We start from the raw sequence: 22,214 nt of genomic DNA, 5'->3' as shown, positions 1-22,214 counted from the left end.
AAATTATAAAATTATATTTTTATATTTTTTATTCATGAATGCAAAGACAGAACCGGAAGCACATCAACGCATAAAGTTATAACATTATATTTTTTAACAAAAAGCCAGATTGCCGCCCAATAAGGCTACCTTCAAGCCGCATCCGTTATTCATCATGCAGATTAAACTCGATGTAGTAGTCGACTTTATCATGGCGCAGGACAAACTTTGAATATTCCACGGGGATCTTTTCGTTCGTGTACGTGACCCTTTCTATCACAAAAAGCGGCGCTCCTTTTTTGATATTTAAAACGTCGGCTTCATAAGCCCCCGCAACGATGGAAGAAAAATTGATTTTAACTTTGTCCAGTTGAACACCGCTTTGTTGGACGATATTATAAATTAAATCCTTTTCTGTCGATAACGGCGAGAAATTCTTGCAGAGCTCATAAACCAAGTAGGAATACTCAATGGCAGCGGGCACGTCATCCTCATATTTTAGCCTTATCATGCTGATCACCTGATCGCCCTTGGTGATCTTGAGCTTATTGGCAATCATGTCATCGGCCGGTTCTACGGATGAATAGATTAATTTATGAGGGCTCATGGCGCCCTCTTTACCGCCGAAGGTGACCGCATCTAAAATATTTTTTTCTTTCACCTTTTTGGATACAAACGTTCCCTTACCTCTTACACGATAAAGCTTCCCTTGCTTGACCAACTCCTGTACCGCTCTTTTGACGGTAATGGTGCTTACGTTGAAAAGACGCGCCAATTCTTTTTCGGTCGGCAGTTGAAAGCCTTCTTCCCATTGACCAAGGGATATTTTTTCGTCAAGAATTTCTTGCACCTGATAATACAACGGTGTCGGCAAATTTTTGTTTAACTTCATGCTACTCTCCCAAAAGTTATAACTTTATAATGTATTATATTTCTAAATTGCCAGTTGTCAATGTCTTTTAAAAATTTTTTTGGCGGTCGTCCGCCCGACGGGATTTGCCGTTGAATGACAGGAACATATAAAAAAAGCCTTGTTGCTTTCCCGGACAAGACGAAGCGAATATTTCATAAGCCGGAAAGCAACAACGGCTCGTTTCCTTCTCCCAACGGACGATGAAATCTTGACCGCCAAGTTTAAAAGATCGGCAGGCAAAAATTTTGCCGCGATATTCTTTTTTCGGGCTCATTTCTATTTATGCTTTTCCCGGGAAAGTCGAACGGCTTCCCCGGGCCGTTCCCACCTTCATCTTCTCACGACGGCACCAATACGGCGCGGCCGTTGATCTTCCCTTCCTCCAACAGGTGCAGGACTTTATCGGCTTCTTCCAATGCATATTGGGTGCTGTGCAATTTGATTTTTCCTTTAGCATAAAGCTGCATTAACTCGTACAATTCATTGTAATTTCCGACTAAATTGCCGATAATGTTGAATTCATTGTTTATGATATCGAGCGAAGGGACATGAAGGGCGCCGCCGTAACCGACGACGAAATAACTGCCGCCCTTGCGAAGCATTTTCATGCTGTCGGCATGGGTTTCATCGGTGCCGACGAAATCGATGATCACGTCGACGCCTTTATTATGGGTGAGTTTACGGATCTCGGCGATCGCGTTTTGACCGCCGCGGACGCCGTCATCCGCTCCGTATTCCAAAGCCATGTTCAAGCGCTCATCGTTGGTATCCATCGCAATGATATCCGCTTGCCCGAATTCCCGCATCAATTGCACGCCGATGTGCCCCAAGCCCCCCATGCCGATCATCAAGACCTTTGTTCCCGGCTTGGCGAAGGGGGCCGCTTTTTTGACCGCCCGGTAAGCGGTGATGCCCGCATCAGCCAACGGGGCGACATCCGCTGGTTTCACGTGTTCATCCAGTTTAATCAAGGCCCTTTCCGATGTCTTCAAATATTCCGCGTAGCCTCCATCCACGGTCAAGCCCGGAAATTTCAAGTTGTCGCAATGCATGTCTTCGCCTGCCCGGCAGCTTAAGCATTTGCCGCAGCTGACGACCGGATGGACGATAACGGGATCGCCGATTTCAAATTCGGTGACGCTTGAGCCTTTTTTATACACCCAGCCCGCATTTTCATGGCCGATGGTAAAGGGCAACGGCGTGCCCAAGGTTTCCGCCCAAACGCCTTCGATCAAGTGCAAATCCGTTCGGCACACGCCGGCCCCGCCGATTTTCACGATGACGTCCGTCGGATCGGTAATCTCGGGATCGGGGATTTCTTCATAGGACAAAGGCTGATTATACGCCTTTAACCTCCAGGCTTTCATTTTGATCACTCCCAGCGTCTTGAAGGTTGTATCGAGTCAACAACAAATTTCGGCAGTAAAACGCATTGAATTCCATGCTTAATCTCGTGCGGCGGATATTCAGCAAGTGGTCTCGAAACGCGCCGATTTCGACGGCCTTGCCGTCTTCATCGATAAAGGCCGGTTGACGTTTATCTTTATAGAGCCCCAATTCTGTGAGAATCAGCAAATAGCGGTCCTTCAACATGGCTCCCTTCATATCGCCGGTTAAGATCTCCTCGAGCTCGGAGACCGTTAATGACACTAATCGTTGTTCGGTCATGCCTTTGCTCAGCAAATGGCGGATCACTTTTTCTTGTCTCGAATAGAAGGCCTTGATTTTAAAAGTTCGTCTCAACTGTTCCAAATCGCCGCTGGATAATTTTGAGAAAGCCTCTTGAAAAGTCTCTTGGTTTGAAACCCCTTGGCTGATCTCGCGGGAGAAGCTATGATCCTTCAGCTCGACCGTCACGTTGTTCACCCAATCCAGTTCGGAGACTTTTTCACGGATATCGCTCGCCATCAAGTAGGCGAAATTGGGTGAACACCAATACGTGGGCAAGCGAAACCTCACGTTGACTTCCGAACCCTCTATTTTTACGTCATCAATAAACCCCAGCTCGACTAAGGATTGGTCTAATTCAGGGTCCATCACGACGTTCAGCTTTTCCATGACTTCTTGTATGGGCAGCATGTTAAGCCACATCCTCAGCTGATCAAGACATCGTCGCGCAATTTTTCCTTTTGCGCCTCAATATCGATGTCATAAAGCCTGGCGATATTTTCGCCCAGGATTTTCTTTTTGACGTCCATGGTCAAATCGACGCCCGTCTCTTGCTTGATATCTTCGGGCAATTCGAATTCAATGAACTTCTCGATCAACCATTTCGGATGCCAAATCGCATAGTCGCTGCCAAAGAAGATGCGGTTTTCATCAAGCCAGAAAAGCAATTCGCTGATGATCTCGGCGAAATAACGGGGCCGGGCATGGACGAACGGCAGGGCGACGGCCAAACCGCCGTATACATTGGACTCTTGGGTCGCGATCCAGCAAAAATCTTCAAGACGAGGCAGGCCCACGTGCTCGACGATAAAGTTCAAATCTTTGAAAACGGAAGCGACCTCATCGACGTCCCCAACGTCAAACGCGTCCTTGTTCAACGGCGTGATCGTTGGCCCTTTATGCACGTGAATATTTTTAATGCCCAGCTCACGGCATTTTTCAAGATAGCGATAACACATCGGATCCGTCAGCTTGTAGCCTTTGGAATCCCCGCGCCATTCGGCGGTATACAACTTGACGCCTTTGATGCCGTAGGTTTCGACTTGATATTCGAGATTCTCCAGTCCCCGCTCGCCGTCCCGGGGATCGAACGCGCCGTTTACAATAAAGCGGTTCGGATATTCCCGCACCAGTTCCGCATCTCTTTCCACCGTATTGAAACCGTTTTTGTAAAAATCGGTAAGGTAGGTGGGCTGGAAAATCGCCATATCCACGTAACCGCTTACAAACAAATCATGGACGATCGTTTCTTTATCGTATTTTAAAAATTTCTCGCGCGGCCAAATGTATTCCTTCGGGCTAAGATTCTTTTGATAGTCGTGGAAACAGTTGATGAATTCCTCGCCGTGAACGTTCAGCTGGTTCTCGGGACTGGCATCCCAGTAATGGACATGGCCGTCAATGACGAAAATTTCTTCGCCATCTTTCGTGATATACATGGCCTAACCCTCCCAAATGATGTGAAGATCTGAAGGATGCGCCGGCGGCGGCAACGCGCAGGCTGCGCCGTGGACACGTTTTAAACGGCGGCTTTTTCCGCTTGATGAATTTGTTTGACGAACTCCTTCATCAAGCTGGGCAAATCCGGCCACGCATGCCCGGAAATCAAGTTGCCGTCTTTATGGAACGTTTTTTTAACATAGGTGGCACCCGTGCTTTCCACTTCCGGTTGGCAGGCGCTGTAAGCCGTCAGCTCGCGTCCTTTGATCACCTCTCCGATTCCGGTAAACACGAGGCTGCCGTGGCAAAGGACGGCGATCGGCTTATTCGCTTCAAAAAAGTGTTTGACGATCCCCGGCAAATGAGGATTCAGGCGGATGTGTTCGGGCGCTCTGCCGCCGGGAATGATGAGACCGTCGTAATCGTTTGGATCGACGTCTTCAAACGCTTTCGTCGCTTCGATTTGATACCCGCGTTTTTCCGTGTACGTTTCCCAATCCTCGAAATCGTGAACAACCGTATGCAAGACCTTTTTCGACGGTGCGGCGATGTCCGTTTCGAAGCCTTCTTCCAAGCACCGGTAATACGGATAATAGATTTCCAGCGCCTCGACCGCATCGCCGGCAACGATGAGAACTTTTTTAGCAGCCATGGTCATACCCCCTGAAAAATGTTTTTTCAACATCTTTATATGCAACATTCATGCCAAAACGGGGTGGCCTTGGCCTGCTGAAAGGAAGGGATAACCGGGATGGCCGCTTGCGCATTATTCGCATGATCGCGTTTCATAATGAGAAGACCGTCTCAAATTGAAACGCTTACATTTTTAATGATTGAGATGAATCTTGTATTTTTTTGCCCACCGGTAGACCGTCGCCCGGCTGATCCCCAACAGGCGGGCGGTTTTTGTCAGGTCGCCGTTGCATTTATAGTAGGTTTCCAGAAACACTTCTTTTTCAACATCTTGAATTTTTAAAGTCGAATTCTCGAAAGAGTGGGGCGCGTCGTCCGCATCGCCCATAATTTCTTTAATATCTTGAAGGCGGATGACCGGGTTTTCGATCATGACGATGCATCTCTGAACGATGTTTTCAAGTTCCCGAACATTCCCCGGCCAGGAATGACGTTGCAAAAACTCAAGGGCTTCCTTGCTGAATTTTTTCGGTTTGGCGTTTTCAGGCGTCCACTTTGTGATGAACCAATGAACCAAATCGGGAATGTCTTGCGTTCGGGAACGGAGCGGCGGAATGTGGATTTGCAAAATGTTTAAGCGATAATAGAGATCGGATCGAAATTCTCCCTTTTTTATGGCCTTTTTGAGGTCTTTGTTTGTTGCGGCGATCACGCGGATATCCACGGGGATCGGCTTGCTTCCGCCGACTCGGGTGATCCTTTGCTCTTGCAAAACGCGTAACAAGATGACTTGTAAATCAGGGGTCAACTCGCCGATTTCGTCCAAAAAGATCGTGCCGCCGTTTGCCAACTCGAATTTCCCCGGCTTTCCTTGTTTTAAGCCGCCGGTAAACGTCCCCGGCTCGTAACCGAATAATTCGCTTTCCAAAAGGGATCTCGGAATGGCGGCGCAGTTGACGACGATAAACGGCCCCTCTTTGCGGTCGCTCAAGTTATGGATGCTTTGCGCCACCATTTCTTTACCGCTGCCCGTTTCACCTAATATTAAGGTGGTCGCATCGGATTGAGCGACGAGTTGCACTTTTTTCCGAAGCCGGTTCATGACATCGCTCGAACCGACCAATTCATTCATTGTAATATAGGCCTTGTTGCCCTCGATCCTTTTCGCCAGGCGGCGAATGTGCTGGGCTTCCCGGAAAGTCACCATCGTCGCGACGCGTTCTTCCGCGATGAGCAGCGGTTTCGCTTGAACCAAGCACGTGATGGGTTTCGTTTTCACCGTCATCACTTCATTTTGGATAGGCGTCTGGGACAAAATGGATTCTTGCAGGGCGGGGTTGTCAAAAAATTCATCAATCGTTTTTCCGATCATTTCCGCAGGGTTTAGATCAAGAATTTTGGCCGCTCTTTCATTGGCTTGTTTAATCGTAAACGATTCGTCCACCAATATGACCGCATCCTCCACCATGTTTAAGAGCGCATTTAAAGTCACGTTGGATTGTTTGATCTTGTTCGTAACGTTCGCCAACAAATATTGCCGTTCTATCGCCTTCGCCGCGGAAACCACCATGCCGAGCGTATGAGCGTGTACGAGTTCGACGGGACCTGAAACATTCACAATGCCCAATAGTTGCCCTTCCTCATCAAAAATGGGCGCCGCCGAACACGTTAAGTTGTGGAGCCTTTGCCAAAAGTGTTCACGGCCAACGACTTGAATGGGCTTCCCTTCTTTAATGACCAATCCGATCGCGCTGGTTCCAATGATTTCTTCCCTCCATATTTTTCCGGGCGACAATTGGAATTCAGATGTAAACGAACGCGTCGTCGGATCGTTGAGCACTTCAAGAATGACGCCGTCGCGGGTGGTCAGCAAGGTCAAAAATCCGGAACCGCTTACAAAATCGTGGAGATCTTTAATAATCGGCAAAGCGACGTCTAACAATAATCGGTGTTCCGCTTTTAGCTCCCGCAATTTTTCCTCATCTAATGCCTCGGTTTTCAATTCCGTGGCATCTTGCCGAAGCCCATATGTCTGACAGCGGCGCCATGAATTCACGATTTCCTTTCGCATCGTCGGACCACACTCCCGGGATATTTGGCGTACTTAAAATCGACGCGAATTCTGCTCAACGCGAGACTGAACCAGCGATTGACAAGGGTCCTTTGGGAAAACGCCATGATTACCGAATGACGCGAACAACCTGCATCCCTTTGATGGCTTCTATAAATAAGTTTATTCTGTTCAAAAGGTTTCGGAAAGTGGGTCCGGGGAAGAAAGAGGAATTTTTTGCAGAAAAGATTAAAAATAATGAGCTTTTGTTGAGGAGCCTGCCTGCCGCCTCATTCTTTGAACAGGCAGGATCAAAAGAAGAGCCGTCAGGCGTTGGGAAAACGAAAACGCCATCTCCCTAGACGCGTTGGATACTTTTTAATGAAAGGAAGCCTATCATTAAAAAAGTCGGGTGCCGCCCCGTTGCGGAACAAAACACCCGACTCCAAGGCATGATAACTATTGATTGATGGCCGATTCGACCGCCACCGTTGGCCGCTTCGCGATCGGCCTGACAAAGCGGATGACGGAAAGCGAAGCGAAAACGGCCAATCCGCCGGCAAGCAAAAACGCAGCGGTGAATGTTCCCGAAACATCGACCAAATAGCCGGTTAATGACGGACCGATGATGCCGGCCGTATTCGCCAGGAAGTGCATAAAACCGCCGACGGAACCGACATTGCTGGAATCGACGACGTCCTGGATGATTGCCCAATAAATGGCACCGGTCAGATACAGGAAGAAGACGGAAAGCGCAACAAGCGTTACAGCGCTTACAGTTGTTGACACCATGCCGGCGAAACCGATGCACACCGCCGAAGCAAACAAACAGGTGACCAGAACGACCTTTCTTGAAAACAGCACGCCTTTGTTAATAAAGCGCTTTCTTATAAAGTCGGAAATGATCCCGCTCAGCGCCAGACCGACAAAGCCGAGCACCCAAGGAATGACGGTAATCGCGCTCATTTCTTTGACGCTTAAGCCGCGGGCCTCGACCAAATAACTCGGAAACCAATTTAAGAAAAAGAACAAAATATAGTTATAGGCGAAAAAGGCGAAGGCCGTGAACAATACGGTCTTTTGCTTCAAATAAAAGGTCAGCGGCACTTTTTCTTTCGGCTTGTCCTCCGTCGCAGAGGCCGTATTTTGAACAGCCGCGTTGGCCGGTCTTTCTTTTACGAATTTCCCCCAGAAAAGCGCCCAGATCAAACCAATCACCATGATGAAGATAAACGAGACGCGCCAATGGAACGAAACGGCAATCAATCCGACAATTGGACCGGAAATGGCTCCGCCCAAGGGTGTACCGCTATTGGCGATGCCGACAACCGATGCCCGTTGGTTCGACGGGAACCAGTTATTCACCATTTTACTGATCGTTGTCGACAACGGCCCTTCGGCCATGCCGAAGAAGATCCGAATCAAGATCAAACTGATAAACCCGACGGCCAAGGCGACAGCTCCGCTGAACAGCGACCAAACGATCATGGCGACCAACAAGGTCAATTTGGCCCCGAATTTATCGGACGCCATACCGCCGATAAAGTTAAAAAGAGCGTAACCGACGGAAAAACTACTGAAGATGATGCCCAGTTCCGTGGCGGAAAGATGTAGGTCCTCCTTGATGAACGGAGCTCCGACCGAGAGCGCCGAACGGTCCAAGTAGTTAATGACGCCCGCAAGGAACAACAAAATGATGACGAACAATTTGTCTTTCGTAAACATGTGATTTCCTCCTCCTCAATGATGACCAATTAAAAGATATAAAGCGCTTTCCTTTTTATATATAAAAATGAATTTTCGAACATATTTAGGTAAACCGGTTTAGTTTGTGTGAAGGGGAAACCCCCTTTTTAAAAAGAAATGGCTGGACTAATGCGGTTTCCCCGATGAATCCCTGACGATCAAAGTGGGCGCAAACCGCTTAATCAACGGTTCTTCCCCGCGGCCTTCTTCTTTTCTGATTTGCCGCAGCAAGCGTTCGGCCGCCTCTTTCGCCATTTCTTTCGCCGGCTGGGCCACGGTGGTGATCGGCGGCGAATAAAAACCGGCAAAAGGAACTTCATCGATGCCGATCACCGCGACATCGTCAGGTATCTTCAAGCGCCGTTGATGCATGAATTTCAACACTTCGATGAGCACGATATCATTGCCCGCCAAAATCGCTTGCGGCGACGGATCCGATTGAAACAAGTCATGCAGGACCGCCGGCAGTTCCCCCGCATCCGCCGATCGGATATAGGCTGGATTGATCTCGATGCCGTGGGACTCAAGGGCATCTTTATAGCCTTGAATTCTTTCCACCCGCGGACTGATTTTGCGGATAATCGAAGTCGTCACGATGGCGATGCGCTCATACCCTTGTTGGACAAAATGATCGACCGCCAATCGGGCAGCGAGCCGGTTGTCCAACATGACGGTTTCGATCGCCAACTCTTCAATCGTTCGATCCATGAACACGACCGGGAAGCGGTCTTTCTTCATTTGTTCATACAAATCGATATTCCCGCCCGTCGGAAAAATGATGATGCCGTCCACTTGTTTGGCCCGCAGCATTTCGATGTAGTTGCGTTCTTTCTCCGGTTGATCGTCGGCGTTGCAGACGATGATATGAAAATTGTGTTCGTGGAAAAAATCTTCCACGGAACGGATCACATGCGTTGAGAAAGTATGCAAAATATTCGCGACCACGACGCCGACGGTATAGGTCGTTTTTTGCTTTAGACTTCTCGCGATGATATTAGGTTGATAATTCAACTCTTTAATCGTGGCTTCAATTTTTTTTCTCGTTTCTTCACTCATGTAATCATATCGTTTATTTAAATACTGGGATATCGTGCTCTTGGAAACGTTGGCTCGCTTGGCCACATCCGCGATCGTAATCTTTTTCATCGCCTCACCCTTTACGATCCAAAACGTTTAGAACGAAGGCCCGGCCGAAGATAAAACGATTTAGTAAAACGATTTATATCCATCTTGTAAGGGAATTATAACCGATGTGTAAGCGCTTTACAAGGCTTTTTTCGCAAAATTCCTCTTGTTGCTAGAAAATTTAAACGATCGAGTTTCAGACGATTTGGCATAGCTGCTTCAATCTCTTTGCCGCTGCCTTCGGGTTCTCGCTCCTCGTAATGGCTGAACCGATGATCAGTTGATGGATGGGCCACTGCAAAACGTCATGAATCATTCGTTCGTTGATGCCGCCCGCCAAGCTGATTTGAATGTTCCCTAAATGCTTAACCGGTTCCAGCAAATGCCGGCCGGCTTGAACGCCCGTCATTTGTTCATCTTTTCCCAAATGCAAACAAAAATGCGTGCAGCCGATGGCGGCTATGTCGTCGATTTTATTGCGATCCGTCATGCCGAGCAAATCGATCATCACGTGCTTTTGCCGGCGCATCGCTTCCCGGTGAGCTTCCCGAATCGTGGAAAGCGAGGCAAACGCCATCACCGTGACGTAGTCGGCGCCGGCGTCCAACGCCTGAGCCGCTTCATAACGCCCGGCGTCACAGATCTTCATGTCCGCGACGAGCGGCAACGTCGGGTGACGCTTCCGGATTTCCCTGATGATCGCCATTCCGTATTCTTTGATAACGCCCGTACCGACCTCTACCACGTCGACGTCTTCTTTCAATTCATCAATCAGTTGAAAACAACGCGACCATTCCAAGCGATCCAAAGCCAACTGTATTTTGATGACAAACCACCTCCTAAAGAAGTTGGCATCACGCCCTCTTACGGTTAAACGCCTGAATAAGCCATAAAACCGCCATCAACCGGGACGGTCACACCCGTCACAAAACCGGAATACGCTTCATCGACAAGCCATAGCAATGTACCGAGCAAATCCTTCGGCTGTCCGAAGCGCTTCATCGGCGTTCCTTTTAATATTTTTTGCGACCGTTCGGTATATTCTCCATTTTCATCGAGCAATAAATCCCGATTTTGTGCCGTCAAAAAGAAGCCCGGAGCAATGGCGTTCACACGTAAACCGAATGGGGCAAAATGCACGGCCATCCACATCGTCAAGTTATTGATCGCCGCTTTGGCAGCACTATATGCCGGGACTTTGGTCATCGGCGCATAAGCGCTCATCGAAGAAATATTAATGATGACGGGTGCTTCCGCCGCAAGCAATGCTTCGCCAAACACTTGGCTGGCAAGAAACGCTCCGAGAAAATTCGTGTCAAAAACCTTGGAAAATCCCTGTTCTGTTAAATCGAAAAAGGATTTTCCGGACGGCTCGCCCGAATGAACTTCGGAATCGGTGATCGCATCCGGATGATTACCGCCCGCACCATTGATCAAAATATTGACCTTGCCAAAAGCGGCGAGGATCTCTTCTCTCGCCTTTTCCAAAGAGGCCCGGTCGAGCACGTCGGCTTGAACAGAAATGGCGGTCCCGCCCTGTTGATTGATCGCATCGGCCACCCGTTTGCCTTTTTCTGCCGTACGGTTCAGGACGGCGACCATGACGCCGTGCCGGGCCAATTCCCTTGCCATTTCGGAGCAGAGCACCCCGCCGCCTCCGGTGATGACAGCGACGCGACCCTTTAAATTTTCATGCACCGGCATCATAAAGATCGACCTTTCCGCTTTTTCTCGTAACCGTCCCATAAACCGAGCAAATACATGATCCCGAGCGCTCGATCGTATAGACCGTAACCCGGGCGGCATTTTTCTCCCCAAATATGGCGGCCGTGATCGGGTCTCACATAACCCGTATAATTTTGCTCGTGCAGCGCTTCGACCACCCCGCTGATATCAATCGAGCCATCTTGGGTGTAATGCGACGTTTCAACAAAATCCCCGTTTTCATAAATCCTGATATTGCGAATATGGGCAAACGGCGCTCGTGAGGCATACTTTCTTGCAATTTCAACCATGTCGTTTTTCGGATTCGCCCCCATGGAACCAGTACATAGGGTGATGCCGTTGGCCGGCGAATCCGAAATGGCAAACAGCCTTTCATAACTTTCGGCGCCCGTTATGATCCGGGGCAGTCCAAAGATCGACCACGGCGGATCATCGGGATGGATCGCCATTTGTATGCCGCATTCCTCGGCCACCGGTAAAATTTCTTTTAAGAAAAAGGCCAAATTCGACCACAGTTGTTCTTCGTCGACACCTTTATAGGCCTCGAACAATTCGGAAATGCGCTCCAATTTTTCGGGCTCCCAGCCGGGCAGCGTGAGATTGTTGGAAGAGTCTGCTACCATTTGGATCAAATCCTGCGGATCCAAATTCTCGACCTTCGCCTTTTCATAAAACAGCGCCGTGGACCCGTCTTCCAACGGATGGAACATCTCCGTTCTTGTCCAGTCGAAGATCGGCATAAAATTATAACAAATCACTTTGACGCCGGCTTCCGCCAAGTTGCGGATCGTTTGTTTATAATTTTCGATATACTTCATTCTGTCCTTATCGCCCAACTTAATGGACTCATGCACGTTAACGCTTTCAACAACGTCGGCGTGAAACCCAAATGAGCGGATATAGTCGACTTCCTCTTGGATTTCGTCTTTTTCCCAGACTTCTCCAACCGGTTTTTGATGCAAGGCCCACACAATGCCTTTTGTTCCCGGAATTTGCCGGACTTGCTCTAAGGTCACGGTGTCATTGTTTCGGCCGTACCAGCGGAAAGTAATATTCATAACGCCCCTCCATCCTATGCGGAAAGTTTTTTCAAATAGGTTCGGCTGAGTTCAACAACGGCCTGATATCCGCCTTGTTGATAGGCTTTATTCAAATCGCTGCCAACACCGACCGCAAAGGCGCCGGCGTCGATCCAATCCTTTATGTTGTGTTGATCGATGCCGCCCGTCGGCATCAAGCGCGCGTTGGGCAAGGGACCTTTCACGGAACGGATGAAGGACGGCTTGAAGAGGTTGGCGGGAAACAGTTTTAAGACATCACACCCGGACTCCAACGCCGCCACCATTTCATTGACGGTCATGCAGCCGGGCAAATACGGGATGCCGTAGCGATTGCAAAGCGTCGCCACCTCACGGTTGAAATGCGGGCTGACGATAAATTTTGCGCCTTCCGTGATCGCAAGCCGCGCCGTCTCAGCATCCAAAACCGTCCCCGCGCCAAGCAGCGCCTTTTCCTGCTCCAACGCTTGAAAAACCTTTATGACGTGAGGCGTCGTATATGTGATTTCAATTGCTTGAATGCCGCCTTCGATCGCCGCTTTGGAGAGGTCGATCGCTTCCTCGGCACTCCCCCCTCTTATGACGGCAATGATTTTGGCCTCTGCGATTTTCTGTAAGGTTTCATATTTGGTGTTCACCCGTTTTCCGCCCTCCTTTAATCAAAGATGATCAATGCCTTACGAACTTTATCAGGATGGTTTTCAACAAAAGCAAAGGCTTCTCGAACTTGATCGAAAGGAAAACGATGGGTCACCAGGCCGTTATGGGCCAATTTTCGCTCATTCAGCCATCGAATGACCTTCGAAAACTGGTTCGTCTGCAAGCGCGAACCGACAATTGTCACTTCTTTTTTGGTTATCGGCAGCTGTGGGATAGAGGCCGGTCTTTCATCAAATCCGAGGACGACAACGGTGCCGGCCGGTGACGCCGCCTCGACCGCAAGCTCAAACGTTTGCGGCAAGCAAACCGCATCAATGACCACATTTGCCCCTTCCCCATCGGTCCATTCGGCGACCGCCTGTTGAACATCTTCCCGGCCGGCATTCACAATCAAATCGGCGCCATTTTCTTGAGCAAACGCCAAACGCTCATCGCTTAAATCCGTGATCATCACGTCCGCGCCAATCAATTTCGCCATTTTCAAAACACAAAGCCCGATCGGGCCGGCGCCTTGAATCAATACTTTATCCTCTTTTTCAACTTGGCCTCGCCAAACCGCCTGCGCGCCGATCGTATACGGCTCAGCCATGACGATTTCATCCCATGGAAGGTCGGGATCAACCGCATGGACTTGTTGTTCGGGAAGAACCACCCATTCGCGCAGGCCGCCGTCTTCATGCACGCCGAATACGGATAAGTTTCTGCACACATTTGGGCGCCCTTTGCGGCAGGCATAACATTGGCCGCAATACCGAATCGGTTCGATGACGACATGGTCGCCCGCGCGCACGGATGTCACCGCTTCTCCGACCGCGACGACTTCTCCGGCGACTTCGTGACCGATCACCCGCGGCAGCGTCGCGAGCGGATTCGTTCCATGGTAAATGTGCATATCCGAACCGCATATGCCTACGCGTTTGACCTTAATCAGGACATCTGTCGGATTTTTAATGTCCGGCTTTTCAACGTCTTTTATCACCAATTCCCGGGCTCTAAGGACTTGGACGGCTTTCATTTTCGTTCACCTACTTTGTCAAAAATTCATAGACCGTCTGCGCGATCGTAATGCCTTTTTCCCGGTTTCTTTCTTCATGCATGTGCTCGATTTCTCCGGGTACATAAACGCGTTCAAAGCCGGGCGCGGGTTCGACTGCCTGTAATTCCGCGATCATTTGGTCCATCTGCTCCAAGAACCTTTCTTTGTCCGTAAAGAAGCCCGGATGAATCGCGCAGAAATAATGTCCGAGTTTTCTTTTTTGCTCAAGGTTTTCATACATGCTGCGGACGTGCGGGCCAAACGCCGCCCCCGCCAACAAACCTGAGAAAACATCCACGATCACGGATAAACCGTAGCCTTTCGGACCGCCGAACGGTGAAAGGGCCACGACTTTATGGGGATCGGTGACGGGGGCTCCGTTTTCATCAACTCCCCAACCTTCCGGAATCTCTTTGCCTTCCTCGCGCGCTTGCAGAATTTTTCCCAATGCAACGTTGGATGTGGCCATATCTAAAATCAGCGGTTTCTTTGACTTAGCAGGAACGCCGTAGGCGATCGGGTTCGTGCCCAAAAACGGCGTTTTACCTCCAAACGGGACAACAATTTTGTCCGTATGGGTCATGGCGATCCCGATCATTTGGGCTTCGGCCGCTTTTTGAACGAAATAGCTGAGCGCCCCACAGTGGCTGCTGTTTATCGCCGTCACCATGCCGACGCCGTTTTGTTTCGCCATTTCGATGGCATGATCCATCGCCACATCCGCAATGACGTGGCCAAAACCGTCATCGCCGTCAATGACCCCTGTGACCGGGCCGGTCGCCTTAAAAGTGATCTGCGCATTCGGGTTAATGCCGCCTGCCTTCAAACGGTTCACATAATGCTCCGTTCTTAACACGCCGTGGGAATTGACATTTCGTAAATCGGCATGGATTAAAACGTCCGCCACTTTTTCGGCGTGTTGACGCTTTAATCCCGCTTCCGTCAATTTTTTTATTACGAGTTGCCGCGCTTCATCGGCTTGAATGGTCACCGTCGCCATGATAAGCCCCCCTATTCCAAATTCGCATGCCGCCTCTTCATGGACCCGTTCCCGTCGTGCTCCGATAAACTGTCGATAACTGCCGCATCGAGCAGTAAATGCGCCGCCTGGTCAAATTGATTGCCTAACGGTTGAATCGTCGCCGGCTCATGTTCGAGGCGGTGCTTCGTCGCCGCGGGAATATGCAAAACAGCCGAACACCAGTCCCATTCTTTGACATTTTTATTCGCGGTCACCAGACAAACATAGGCGCCGGCGTCGGCTGCCGCTTGCCCAATGTGACGAACCATCGCTGTTAGCCCAGATCCGGAAACGACAATTAATACATCATTTTTTTGAATCGCAGGCGTCGTCGTCTCTCCGACCACATAGACGGTTTTTCCGCCATGCATCAAACGCATCGCGATCATTTTCGCAACCAGCCCCGAACGGCCTTCACCGGCGAAGAAGAAGCGCGCCTCCCGCTTTAACAGCGAAACAAAAGATTCATATTCGGAAACATCACAGCTTCTTAAAACGTTTTCAATTTCGCCCAGTATTTTTTGAATGGTTGACATCTCGTCCACCTTATCTTTCAATCACCGTTTCTTGGTGTATAAAGGCTTGAACTTCATCCAGATAAGGAAGTCCTTCATTATCACCGGCAACCGTGGCCACCAAAGCGCCGACGCCATTGGCGAATGTCAGCCGCTCCTCATGGGAATAGCCGTTGAGCAAAGCATAAATGTATCCGGCATCAAATCCGTCACCGGCGCCTACGGTGTCGACCGCTGCGACCGGAAACGCTTCCCGCTTATACCAGCGGTGTTCGGTATACAATTCGGATCCCTTGTCGCCGTCTTTGATCACCAATTCGCGGATTCCGTATTTTTCGGCAAACGTCTCAAACGTTTTTTTTGCCGTCATCCTCCAAAATCAAAGAAATTTCCTCGCGGCCGGTCAGCAAAACATCGACCGAGGGGAACAATGCCAAGAATGTTTTCCGCGCTTCTTCAAGCGTCCACAACTTCAAGCGGATATTCGGATCAAAGGAGATTTTGACGCCTTTTTCTTTGGCGAGCCGAATCATCCGCTCCGCGATCGACCGGTTTTTGGGATCGATCGCGAGATAAACGCCTGTCAAATGAACGACATCGATGTCTTCAAACATTTCATCACGGATGTCTTCCGGTTGTAGCGTTAAGATCGGCGATTGATGACGGTAATAAAAAGTTCTGCCCGAACCGTCCTCGCGAATTTCTTTGAAATTGATCGACGTGGGATAACCTTCAACAAAATGCACATCGCTCACGTCGATGCCTTCGCCGCGGGCAAAATTATAAATCACCCGGCCGAACTCATCCTTTCCTAAGCGGCTCACCCATTTTGAACGCAGGCCTAAGCGGGCGCATCCGACGGCAAAATTCAATTCCGCACCGCCGACTTTTCTCTCAAAACGCGTTACATATCTTAAGGGGCCGGACACGGTCGGATTCATCGTGATCATCGCATCCCCTAAAGTCATGACACCAAACCGTGACATCTTGTTATCCTCCTACAGAAGCCGCACTTTTCTGACGGATATGGCGGCAAAAAGAACTAAACCGATTTACTAATACGGTTTAGTTGTATTATAGTTGAAAGCCCTTACAATGTCAATAGAGGGGGAATATATCTATGACGCGCGAATGGATGCTTTTGCGTGGCAAAATGCGCCGTAATGATCATTCAAAGTTCGTTTACGGCGAAATGCTCGATAAACAAAAGCGTTTACAATTATTGAAAACATTTACATCAAAAAATGTGCCATAGTGAAGTTGCAAGGAAGATAGAAAAGAACTCAGGTGATCCGATGATTTATACGTGTACTTTGAACCCGGCCATCGATCTATTTGTCGAACTGGAAGCCTTTCACCCTTTCGTCGTGAATCGCACGACCGCGGAGTATTATCAGGCCAACGGAAAAGGAATTAATATTTCTTTTATTTTAAAAAGAATGGGAATCGATAGCACAGCAATGGGGTTCCTAGGGGGATTTACCGGCCGATTTATTCAAGAAACCCTACAAAAAGAGGGGATTCCGACGGATTTTGTAAAAGTCGCGGGCATTACGCGCGTAAACACATTTGTTAGAACACAAGATAAAGAATATAAGATTGTGAATCGCGGGCCTGTAATCACCCCGATTGAAAAGAAACAAATATTGAACAAGATTAACCAAATAAAAGAAGGAGACGTCTTATTTGTCTCCGGGAGCCTGCCTCGGGGCGTTCCGGATGAAATTTTGGTCGAAATTGCGCGGATTGCACAGAAAAGAGGTTTTCGTCTCATCCTGGACGTCAGTTCCAAGCGGTTAATCGATTGTTTGCCGTATCGACCTTATCTCATCAAGCCGAATGACGAAGAACTCGCCGCGTTATTTGGAGAAAAAGCCTTAACGGATGAAGAAATCGTGAAAGCCGCCTATCAATTGCTTAATCGCGGTGTGCAAAATGTTCTCGTATCAATGGGGCCAAAGGGCGCGCTCTTTATCAATCAAGACCTGGCCCTCATGGCTACAGCACCTAAAGGAAAAGTCGTGAATACCGCTTGCGCTGGCGATTCTTTACTAGCCGCATTTACAGGCTCTCTCATTTTAGGTGAACGAGTGGACATGGCGTTGTCTTTCGGGGTCGCCGCCGGTTCCTCGACTGCTTTTTCCCCGGGATTAAGCGATTTAACCGATGTCCCCGAACTCATCAAACAAGTTCAAATAAAAGAATTAGAGCATCATAAAGGAGGCTTTTAAAAATGGCGATTAAAATTATTGCCGCAACCGGATGCCCAACTGGCATCGCCCATACATTTATGGCACAGGAGGCTTTGGAACAAGCGGCGAAAAGGCATGGGGTCGAAATTAAAGTCGAAACGCACGGCCAAGTCGGAATTCAGAATCCATTGACACCTGAAGACATCGCTGAAGCCGATGGCGTCATCATCGCTGCTGACAAAGACGTGCAAGCGGAACGCTTTGCCGGAAAGCGCGTTATTGATGTCCCTGTCGGCAAAGCGATAAAAGATCCCGATGCCTTAATTGAACAAATCATTAGCGGTAATGTTCCAATTTTCAGAGGAAAAGAACCCGTAACTGAAGAAAAAGATGTTAATGTCGAGACCCGCTCAGGAAGCGGCGCGGCAATTGGCCATACCATTTACAAACATTTAATGAACGGTGTCTCGCATATGCTCCCGTTTGTTGTGGCCGGTGGCGTCTTGACCGCAATTTCATTCTTATTCGGCATCTATTCCTTTGATCCGAAAAGCTCCCAATACAACGAATTCGCCGCCACATTAAAAACGATCGGCGGCATGGGCATGAACTTGATGGTGCCCGTCCTTTGCGCTTATATTGCTGAATCGATCGCCAAACGTCCGGGTTTAGTCATCGGTTTTATCGCCGGCATGATCGCTTATACAAACGGCACCGGCTTTCTCGGCGGCATTATCGGAGGCTTTTTAACAGGCTATATAATGCTCGGTTTAGCTTGGGCATTTAAAAAACTCCCAAAAGTATTCGACGGTTTAAAAGCAATTTTCCTTTACCCTGTTATAGGGCTGTTCATTGTCGGTTTGCTGATGTGGGTTTTATCGAGTCCAATGGAAGCGATTAACAAAGGATTAATGTCCTTCTTAACTGGATTTCAACATTCCAATCCGGTCTTGCTCGGAATCATTGTCGGATCTATGTGTGCATTTGACATGGGAGGCCCCGTAAATAAAGCCGCCTATGTCACGGGAACCATGTTGTTAGGCCAAGGAAACTATTACTTCATGGCTGGCGTATCGGCAGCATGTATTACGCCGCCGCTCGTTACCGGTTTTGCCGCTCTCTTCTTCCGCAAATATTTTGATCAAGGCGAACGGAATGCCGCCTACGTCAATTTTATCCTAGGCTCGACCCATATTACCGAAGGCGCCATTCCTTTTGCTGCAAAAAATCCATTGACAACGATACCGATTTTAATGGTCGGTTCATCGATCTCGGCCATTTTAACCTATCTGTTTAAAGTGCAAGTGCCTGCGCCACACGGCGGCTTCTTAGTATTGCCAGTGGTCACGCGCCCGTTCATGTGGGTAACTGCCATTCTGACCGGATCCATCATTGGTGCTATCCTTTACGGGTTTTCACGTAAGCACTCCACCGCGCAACAAACTGAGAACAGAGAAGGCATCGCTTCGGTCATTTAACATAGAAAGGATGAACATCATGGCGATTTTAACATTAGATAACATCCACCGCGGGCTAATAGCGAAATCGCAAGTGGAAGTCTTTCAAGCCATTGCGAACACAGCGGTGAAAAATGGATACGCTACCCATGCGGATGCTGTGATCCAAGGCTTAAAGGATCGGGAAAAGGAAAGCACGACAGGCTTTTTGGACGGATTTGCGATCCCGCACACGAAAAACGCAGCGATTCAGCGGCCAGGCATTATTGTCCAAACGATGGAAAACGGTGTGGAATGGAGCTCGATGGACGGCCAACCCGTAAAAATTGCAATCGCTATGTTGATCCCCGAGAGCGAGGCGGGAACGGCCCATTTAAACTATCTCTCTAAAATCGCCAAAATGTTGATGCATGAAGAGGTGCGGAAGCAATTAACGCATGCGCAAAATGAACAAGAGATTTTTGATATTTTATCCCAATACTTGGGTGAATAAAAGGCAGTGATCACGATGAATCCTTTGACGGACGGCAAAAGAGAGGGTTTAGAAAAACTGTCAGATAAGAACGGCATCATCCGGGCGTTAGCTATCGACCAACGCGGTTCATTAAAAAAAATGATTTCTGATGGAGAAAACTTAGCGAACGAAAAATCCTTGCAACGTTTTAAAGCACTGGTATCAGAAACATTGACCCCATATGCGTCAGCCATTTTGCTGGATCCAGAATACGGATGGCCTGCTGCCGATGTCCGCGCCAAATGCACTGGCTTACTGATGGCTTACGAAAAAACAGGCTATGATGCGAGCGCTGAAGGCCGGTTGCCAGATCTTTTAGCTCATTGGTCTGTGAAACGATTGAAAAACCGCGGAGCGGACGGAATCAAAGTATTATTATACTACGATGTGGACGAATCCCCGGCCATTAATGATCAAAAACAAGCGTTTATTGAACGCATTGGGGATGAATGCCGGGCAGAGGACCTCCCTTTCTTCCTCGAAATAGTGACTTATGATGCCCGTATTACGGATGTGCTCGGGGAAGATTATGCGAAAGTTAAACCACATAAAGTCATTGAAGCGATGAAAGTATTTTCCCACGACACCTATGGAGTGGACGTCCTGAAAGTGGAAGTACCCGTCAATATGGCATTCGTTGAGGGATTTGGAGAAAAAACAATTTATACAAAAGAACAGGCTGCAGAATATTTCAGAGCACAAAGCGCAGCCACCGATTTACCGTTCATCTTTTTAAGCGCGGGGGTATCGGCGGAATTATTTAGAAAGACCCTCTATTTCGCTAAAGAATCTGGTTCCCGCTTTAATGGCGTATTGTGCGGCCGTGCCACATGGAAAGATGGGGCAACCAAGTTTGCGAAAGAGGGAGAAAAAGCTGCAGAAGATTGGTTGCACAATCAAGGTCGAGAAAACATCGAATCCTTAAACGAAGTGCTGCAAACATGCGCGACGCCCTGGCAACGGGCCGGGCGCTTTGCGAAATAGGTTTTAAAGGTCAGGCTTATCCCCCATATTCGAGGAGAGATGCCTGACCTTTTATATTCCCCGCTTTGACTTTGTACGGATGGCATAAGCATCGAGAAGTATTCGTGAAATGACTTGTAACGGCAAACGCGAACGCACTTCATATTCAGGAAAATAAGAGTGTGGGCTTTTATAACCTACAAACACCATTTCAGAAAGACGGGCCAATGGGGAATCAAAATTGGCTGTTATAGTAATGGTACTCACATTGTTCATTCTTAAATTTTTACAAGCATCAACCAATTCTTCTGTCCTGCCGTTTAGGGAAACAAATATGGCCAGTTCATCCTCCCGAATCCGCCTTGAGATCAAACGGATGATGTTCGGATCATTGTGCATTTCGCAATTTTTTTCGATCAGCTGGAATTTAGTCTCCATTTCACTGGCAATCATTTCGGAAAATCCGCGCGCAAAAATGTACAGTTTTTTGGCGCTTCGTATTTTTTGAATCGCATCCTCTATCATCCCACGGTTTAACATTTTTATGGTATTGATGACTTCGCTTTCATTTTTTAAGATCGCTTGGCTAATTTCCTGATCCGCTTGTTCTACGATTTCAAATTTCGTTTTGTCAGCCATCACATTTTTTAGTGCCTGCTTAAAAGAGGTAAACCCGTCGTAACCAATCTTTTTCATTGTTCTAACGATGGTCGCGGTCGATACGCTGGCCATTTCGCTTAATCTCACAATCGATAAGGACGGGATTTGATCGAGATTATGATAGATATAATCAATTAAATATCGTTCAGCTGTGCTCAATGACTGATAGGCTTCACTTGAGATACTGAAATTTGATGTTTTCATGGAAACGGCCTCCCTTTTTTAAATTATAATACTTTTCACGTTATGTTATGGAGATACGGGCGACCGGATCCATACCATTTTTCGGCGGTTATTTTTTCTATCTGTGAGTGTGTCTTTCCTGATTTACGAGACATTAATAAACAAACCGCCCTCTATGTCTTACATAAATAAAGCACCATCCTTCAGTAATCTATAATATCTTTCGTCATCTAATCCCGAATCATTTTTCAATATTTCAATTGTGACATTATAATTGTCGATCATTGCCGAAAATACTTCTTCCAAGGTTTGGTAAAGTTGAGTCCGTAAAATTGTGTAAAAAGGAAATGTAAAAAGAGCCACGTTGCTTTCCCTTTGATAGAATGAAAGTGAACCAAAAACCAAACAAAAAGGAGGAAAGCAACTATGGCTCAATACAATATTACAATAAGCGATGAAATCCTGCACGGGTTCTTGTCGCAAGATCAAGGACTGGCCAAACTGTTGGAACAGGTCTTGAATCAAATCCTTGAAGCCCAGTTAACGGATCAACTTGGCGCCGGCCGTTATGAGCGCACAGAGGAACGAAAAGGCTATCGAAACGGGTCTTATCCCCGGCAATTGACGACTCGGGTGGGACGGTTGACCTTGCGCGTGCCGCGGACAAGGGATGGGG

At 48.2% G+C, this 22,214-nt stretch carries 22 protein-coding genes and 1 pseudogene; 6 read left to right on the top strand and 17 right to left on the bottom strand.

All coding sequences use genetic code 11. The annotated features are described in order from the left end of the window. Positions 1-145: 145 nt before the first annotated feature. The 16 genes and pseudogenes from CCB157_RS02350 to CCB157_RS02270 all read right to left on the bottom strand — a co-directional run bounded on the left by CCB157_RS02350 (position 146) and on the right by CCB157_RS02270 (position 16,555). Positions 146-871, bottom strand: coding sequence for a GntR family transcriptional regulator (locus CCB157_RS02350; protein WP_077614326.1), 726 nt, complete (start codon positions 869-871; stop codon positions 146-148). Positions 872-1,230: 359 nt separating this feature from the next. Then, positions 1,231-2,259 (bottom strand): NAD(P)-dependent alcohol dehydrogenase, encoded by a 1,029-nt coding sequence (locus CCB157_RS02340; protein WP_077614324.1) that lies wholly within the window; start codon positions 2,257-2,259, stop codon positions 1,231-1,233. Next, entirely contained in the window at positions 2,231-2,971 is a 741-nt protein-coding gene (locus tag CCB157_RS02335) for an iron-sulfur cluster assembly protein (protein WP_143286891.1), read from the bottom strand. Before CCB157_RS02335 ends, CCB157_RS02340 begins: the two co-directional genes overlap by 29 nt. A 14-nt stretch (positions 2,972-2,985) precedes the next feature. Then, the gene (locus tag CCB157_RS02330) at positions 2,986-3,999 is read right to left on the bottom strand and encodes an amidohydrolase family protein (protein ID WP_077614322.1); all 1,014 of its coding nucleotides are present in this window, start codon (positions 3,997-3,999) and stop codon (positions 2,986-2,988) included. A gap of 80 nt (positions 4,000-4,079) precedes the next feature. After that, positions 4,080-4,658 carry a DJ-1/PfpI family protein gene (locus tag CCB157_RS02325; RefSeq protein ID WP_077614321.1) on the bottom strand — a complete coding sequence of 193 codons (579 nt, stop codon included), beginning with the start codon at positions 4,656-4,658 and terminating at the stop codon, positions 4,080-4,082. Between the two features lie 168 nt (positions 4,659-4,826). Then, positions 4,827-6,704: a sigma-54-dependent Fis family transcriptional regulator gene (locus tag CCB157_RS02320; protein WP_077614320.1), complete on the bottom strand. Its 1,878-nt coding sequence runs from the start codon at positions 6,702-6,704 to the stop codon at positions 4,827-4,829. Positions 6,705-7,142: 438 nt separating this feature from the next. Continuing rightward, entirely contained in the window at positions 7,143-8,408 is a 1,266-nt protein-coding gene (locus CCB157_RS02315; RefSeq protein ID WP_077614319.1) for an MFS transporter, read from the bottom strand. A 147-nt stretch (positions 8,409-8,555) separates the two neighbouring features. Continuing rightward, positions 8,556-9,575, bottom strand: coding sequence for a LacI family DNA-binding transcriptional regulator (locus CCB157_RS02310; RefSeq protein WP_077614318.1), 1,020 nt, complete (start codon positions 9,573-9,575; stop codon positions 8,556-8,558). A 175-nt stretch (positions 9,576-9,750) separates the two neighbouring features. Next, on the bottom strand, positions 9,751-10,368 hold the full coding sequence (gene hxlA / locus CCB157_RS02305) for a 3-hexulose-6-phosphate synthase (RefSeq protein ID WP_369688651.1): 618 nt from the start codon (positions 10,366-10,368) through the stop codon (positions 9,751-9,753). Positions 10,369-10,424: 56 nt separating this feature from the next. Further along, positions 10,425-11,261 (bottom strand): SDR family oxidoreductase, encoded by an 837-nt coding sequence (locus CCB157_RS02300; RefSeq protein WP_077614316.1) that lies wholly within the window; start codon positions 11,259-11,261, stop codon positions 10,425-10,427. Further along, on the bottom strand, positions 11,258-12,337 hold the full coding sequence (gene uxuA, locus CCB157_RS02295) for a mannonate dehydratase (RefSeq protein ID WP_077614315.1): 1,080 nt from the start codon (positions 12,335-12,337) through the stop codon (positions 11,258-11,260). The genes CCB157_RS02300 and uxuA overlap by 4 nt, the downstream gene beginning before the upstream one ends. Before the next feature lie 14 nt (positions 12,338-12,351). Then, positions 12,352-12,975 (bottom strand): bifunctional 2-keto-4-hydroxyglutarate aldolase/2-keto-3-deoxy-6-phosphogluconate aldolase, encoded by a 624-nt coding sequence (locus CCB157_RS02290; protein WP_077614314.1) that lies wholly within the window; start codon positions 12,973-12,975, stop codon positions 12,352-12,354. A gap of 17 nt (positions 12,976-12,992) precedes the next feature. Next, positions 12,993-14,012 (bottom strand): zinc-binding alcohol dehydrogenase family protein, encoded by a 1,020-nt coding sequence (locus CCB157_RS02285; protein ID WP_077614313.1) that lies wholly within the window; start codon positions 14,010-14,012, stop codon positions 12,993-12,995. A 10-nt stretch (positions 14,013-14,022) separates the two neighbouring features. Continuing rightward, a complete protein-coding gene (gene allD, locus CCB157_RS02280; protein WP_077614312.1) occupies positions 14,023-15,033 on the bottom strand; it encodes an ureidoglycolate dehydrogenase in 1,011 nt (336 codons plus the stop codon). An 11-nt stretch (positions 15,034-15,044) separates the two neighbouring features. Further along, positions 15,045-15,590, bottom strand: a complete 546-nt coding sequence (gene hxlB / locus CCB157_RS02275; RefSeq protein WP_077614311.1) for a 6-phospho-3-hexuloisomerase — start codon at positions 15,588-15,590, stop codon at positions 15,045-15,047. Positions 15,591-15,600: 10 nt separating this feature from the next. Further along, a pseudogene (locus CCB157_RS02270) lies at positions 15,601-16,555 on the bottom strand (sugar kinase). Between the two features lie 134 nt (positions 16,556-16,689). On the opposite strand from CCB157_RS02270, the gene CCB157_RS18195 reads away from it, so the two are divergent. From CCB157_RS18195 to lacD, 5 genes are read left to right on the top strand one after another with little or no spacing between them, the layout of a single operon-like run. Next, positions 16,690-16,824 carry a hypothetical protein gene (locus CCB157_RS18195; RefSeq protein WP_274519610.1) on the top strand — a complete coding sequence of 45 codons (135 nt, stop codon included), beginning with the start codon at positions 16,690-16,692 and terminating at the stop codon, positions 16,822-16,824. Positions 16,825-16,864: 40 nt separating this feature from the next. Continuing rightward, positions 16,865-17,800, top strand: a complete 936-nt coding sequence (gene pfkB, locus CCB157_RS02265) for a 1-phosphofructokinase (protein WP_077614310.1) — start codon at positions 16,865-16,867, stop codon at positions 17,798-17,800. A gap of 2 nt (positions 17,801-17,802) precedes the next feature. Then, positions 17,803-19,239 (top strand): PTS fructose transporter subunit IIC, encoded by a 1,437-nt coding sequence (locus CCB157_RS02260; RefSeq protein WP_077614309.1) that lies wholly within the window; start codon positions 17,803-17,805, stop codon positions 19,237-19,239. Positions 19,240-19,258: 19 nt separating this feature from the next. Then, positions 19,259-19,711 (top strand): PTS sugar transporter subunit IIA, encoded by a 453-nt coding sequence (locus tag CCB157_RS02255; RefSeq protein WP_077614383.1) that lies wholly within the window; start codon positions 19,259-19,261, stop codon positions 19,709-19,711. Positions 19,712-19,726: 15 nt separating this feature from the next. Further along, the gene (lacD, locus tag CCB157_RS02250) at positions 19,727-20,716 is read left to right on the top strand and encodes a tagatose-bisphosphate aldolase (protein ID WP_077614308.1); all 990 of its coding nucleotides are present in this window, start codon (positions 19,727-19,729) and stop codon (positions 20,714-20,716) included. Positions 20,717-20,767: 51 nt separating this feature from the next. On the opposite strand, the gene CCB157_RS02245 is transcribed toward lacD, so the two are convergent. Then, on the bottom strand, positions 20,768-21,559 hold the full coding sequence (locus CCB157_RS02245; RefSeq protein ID WP_077614307.1) for a MurR/RpiR family transcriptional regulator: 792 nt from the start codon (positions 21,557-21,559) through the stop codon (positions 20,768-20,770). Positions 21,560-21,964: 405 nt separating this feature from the next. Here CCB157_RS02245 and CCB157_RS02240 point away from each other — a divergent pair. Then, positions 21,965-22,214 (top strand): transposase (locus CCB157_RS02240; protein ID WP_193432242.1); only part of this gene is annotated, 250 nt, incomplete at its 3' end.

The sequence above is a fragment of the Caenibacillus caldisaponilyticus genome (assembly GCF_002003465.1).
GTDB classification, from domain to species: Bacteria; Bacillota; Bacilli; order Bacillales; family Sporolactobacillaceae; genus Caenibacillus; species Caenibacillus caldisaponilyticus.
The sequence above is the reverse complement of the archived record's forward strand: the minus strand, read 5'-3'. Positions and strand labels throughout refer to the sequence as shown.

Bases quoted from the DNA above. Each gene is read 5' to 3' on its own strand.
- CCB157_RS02330 (WP_077614322.1), bottom strand. From the start codon at position 3,999: ATGTATATCACGAAAGATGGCGAAGAAATTTTCGTCATTGACGGCCAT.
- CCB157_RS02325 (WP_077614321.1), bottom strand. From the start codon at position 4,658: ATGACCATGGCTGCTAAAAAAGTTCTCATCGTTGCCGGCGATGCGGTC.
- hxlB (WP_077614311.1), bottom strand. From the start codon at position 15,590: ATGTCAACCATTCAAAAAATACTGGGCGAAATTGAAAACGTTTTAAGA.
- CCB157_RS02260 (WP_077614309.1), top strand. From the start codon at position 17,803: ATGGCGATTAAAATTATTGCCGCAACCGGATGCCCAACTGGCATCGCC.
- CCB157_RS18195 (WP_274519610.1), top strand. From the start codon at position 16,690: ATGACGCGCGAATGGATGCTTTTGCGTGGCAAAATGCGCCGTAATGAT.
- lacD (WP_077614308.1), top strand. From the start codon at position 19,727: ATGAATCCTTTGACGGACGGCAAAAGAGAGGGTTTAGAAAAACTGTCA.
- CCB157_RS02245 (WP_077614307.1), bottom strand. From the start codon at position 21,559: ATGAAAACATCAAATTTCAGTATCTCAAGTGAAGCCTATCAGTCATTG.
- CCB157_RS02310 (WP_077614318.1), bottom strand. From the start codon at position 9,575: ATGAAAAAGATTACGATCGCGGATGTGGCCAAGCGAGCCAACGTTTCC.
- allD (WP_077614312.1), bottom strand. From the start codon at position 15,033: ATGGCGACGGTGACCATTCAAGCCGATGAAGCGCGGCAACTCGTAATA.
- CCB157_RS02315 (WP_077614319.1), bottom strand. From the start codon at position 8,408: ATGTTTACGAAAGACAAATTGTTCGTCATCATTTTGTTGTTCCTTGCG.
- CCB157_RS02300 (WP_077614316.1), bottom strand. From the start codon at position 11,261: ATGATGCCGGTGCATGAAAATTTAAAGGGTCGCGTCGCTGTCATCACC.
- CCB157_RS02340 (WP_077614324.1), bottom strand. From the start codon at position 2,259: ATGAAAGCCTGGAGGTTAAAGGCGTATAATCAGCCTTTGTCCTATGAA.
- CCB157_RS02350 (WP_077614326.1), bottom strand. From the start codon at position 871: ATGAAGTTAAACAAAAATTTGCCGACACCGTTGTATTATCAGGTGCAA.
- CCB157_RS02255 (WP_077614383.1), top strand. From the start codon at position 19,259: ATGGCGATTTTAACATTAGATAACATCCACCGCGGGCTAATAGCGAAA.
- CCB157_RS02335 (WP_143286891.1), bottom strand. From the start codon at position 2,971: ATGCTGCCCATACAAGAAGTCATGGAAAAGCTGAACGTCGTGATGGAC.
- pfkB (WP_077614310.1), top strand. From the start codon at position 16,865: ATGATTTATACGTGTACTTTGAACCCGGCCATCGATCTATTTGTCGAA.
- CCB157_RS02285 (WP_077614313.1), bottom strand. From the start codon at position 14,012: ATGAAAGCCGTCCAAGTCCTTAGAGCCCGGGAATTGGTGATAAAAGAC.
- CCB157_RS02320 (WP_077614320.1), bottom strand. From the start codon at position 6,704: ATGCGAAAGGAAATCGTGAATTCATGGCGCCGCTGTCAGACATATGGG.
- uxuA (WP_077614315.1), bottom strand. From the start codon at position 12,337: ATGAATATTACTTTCCGCTGGTACGGCCGAAACAATGACACCGTGACC.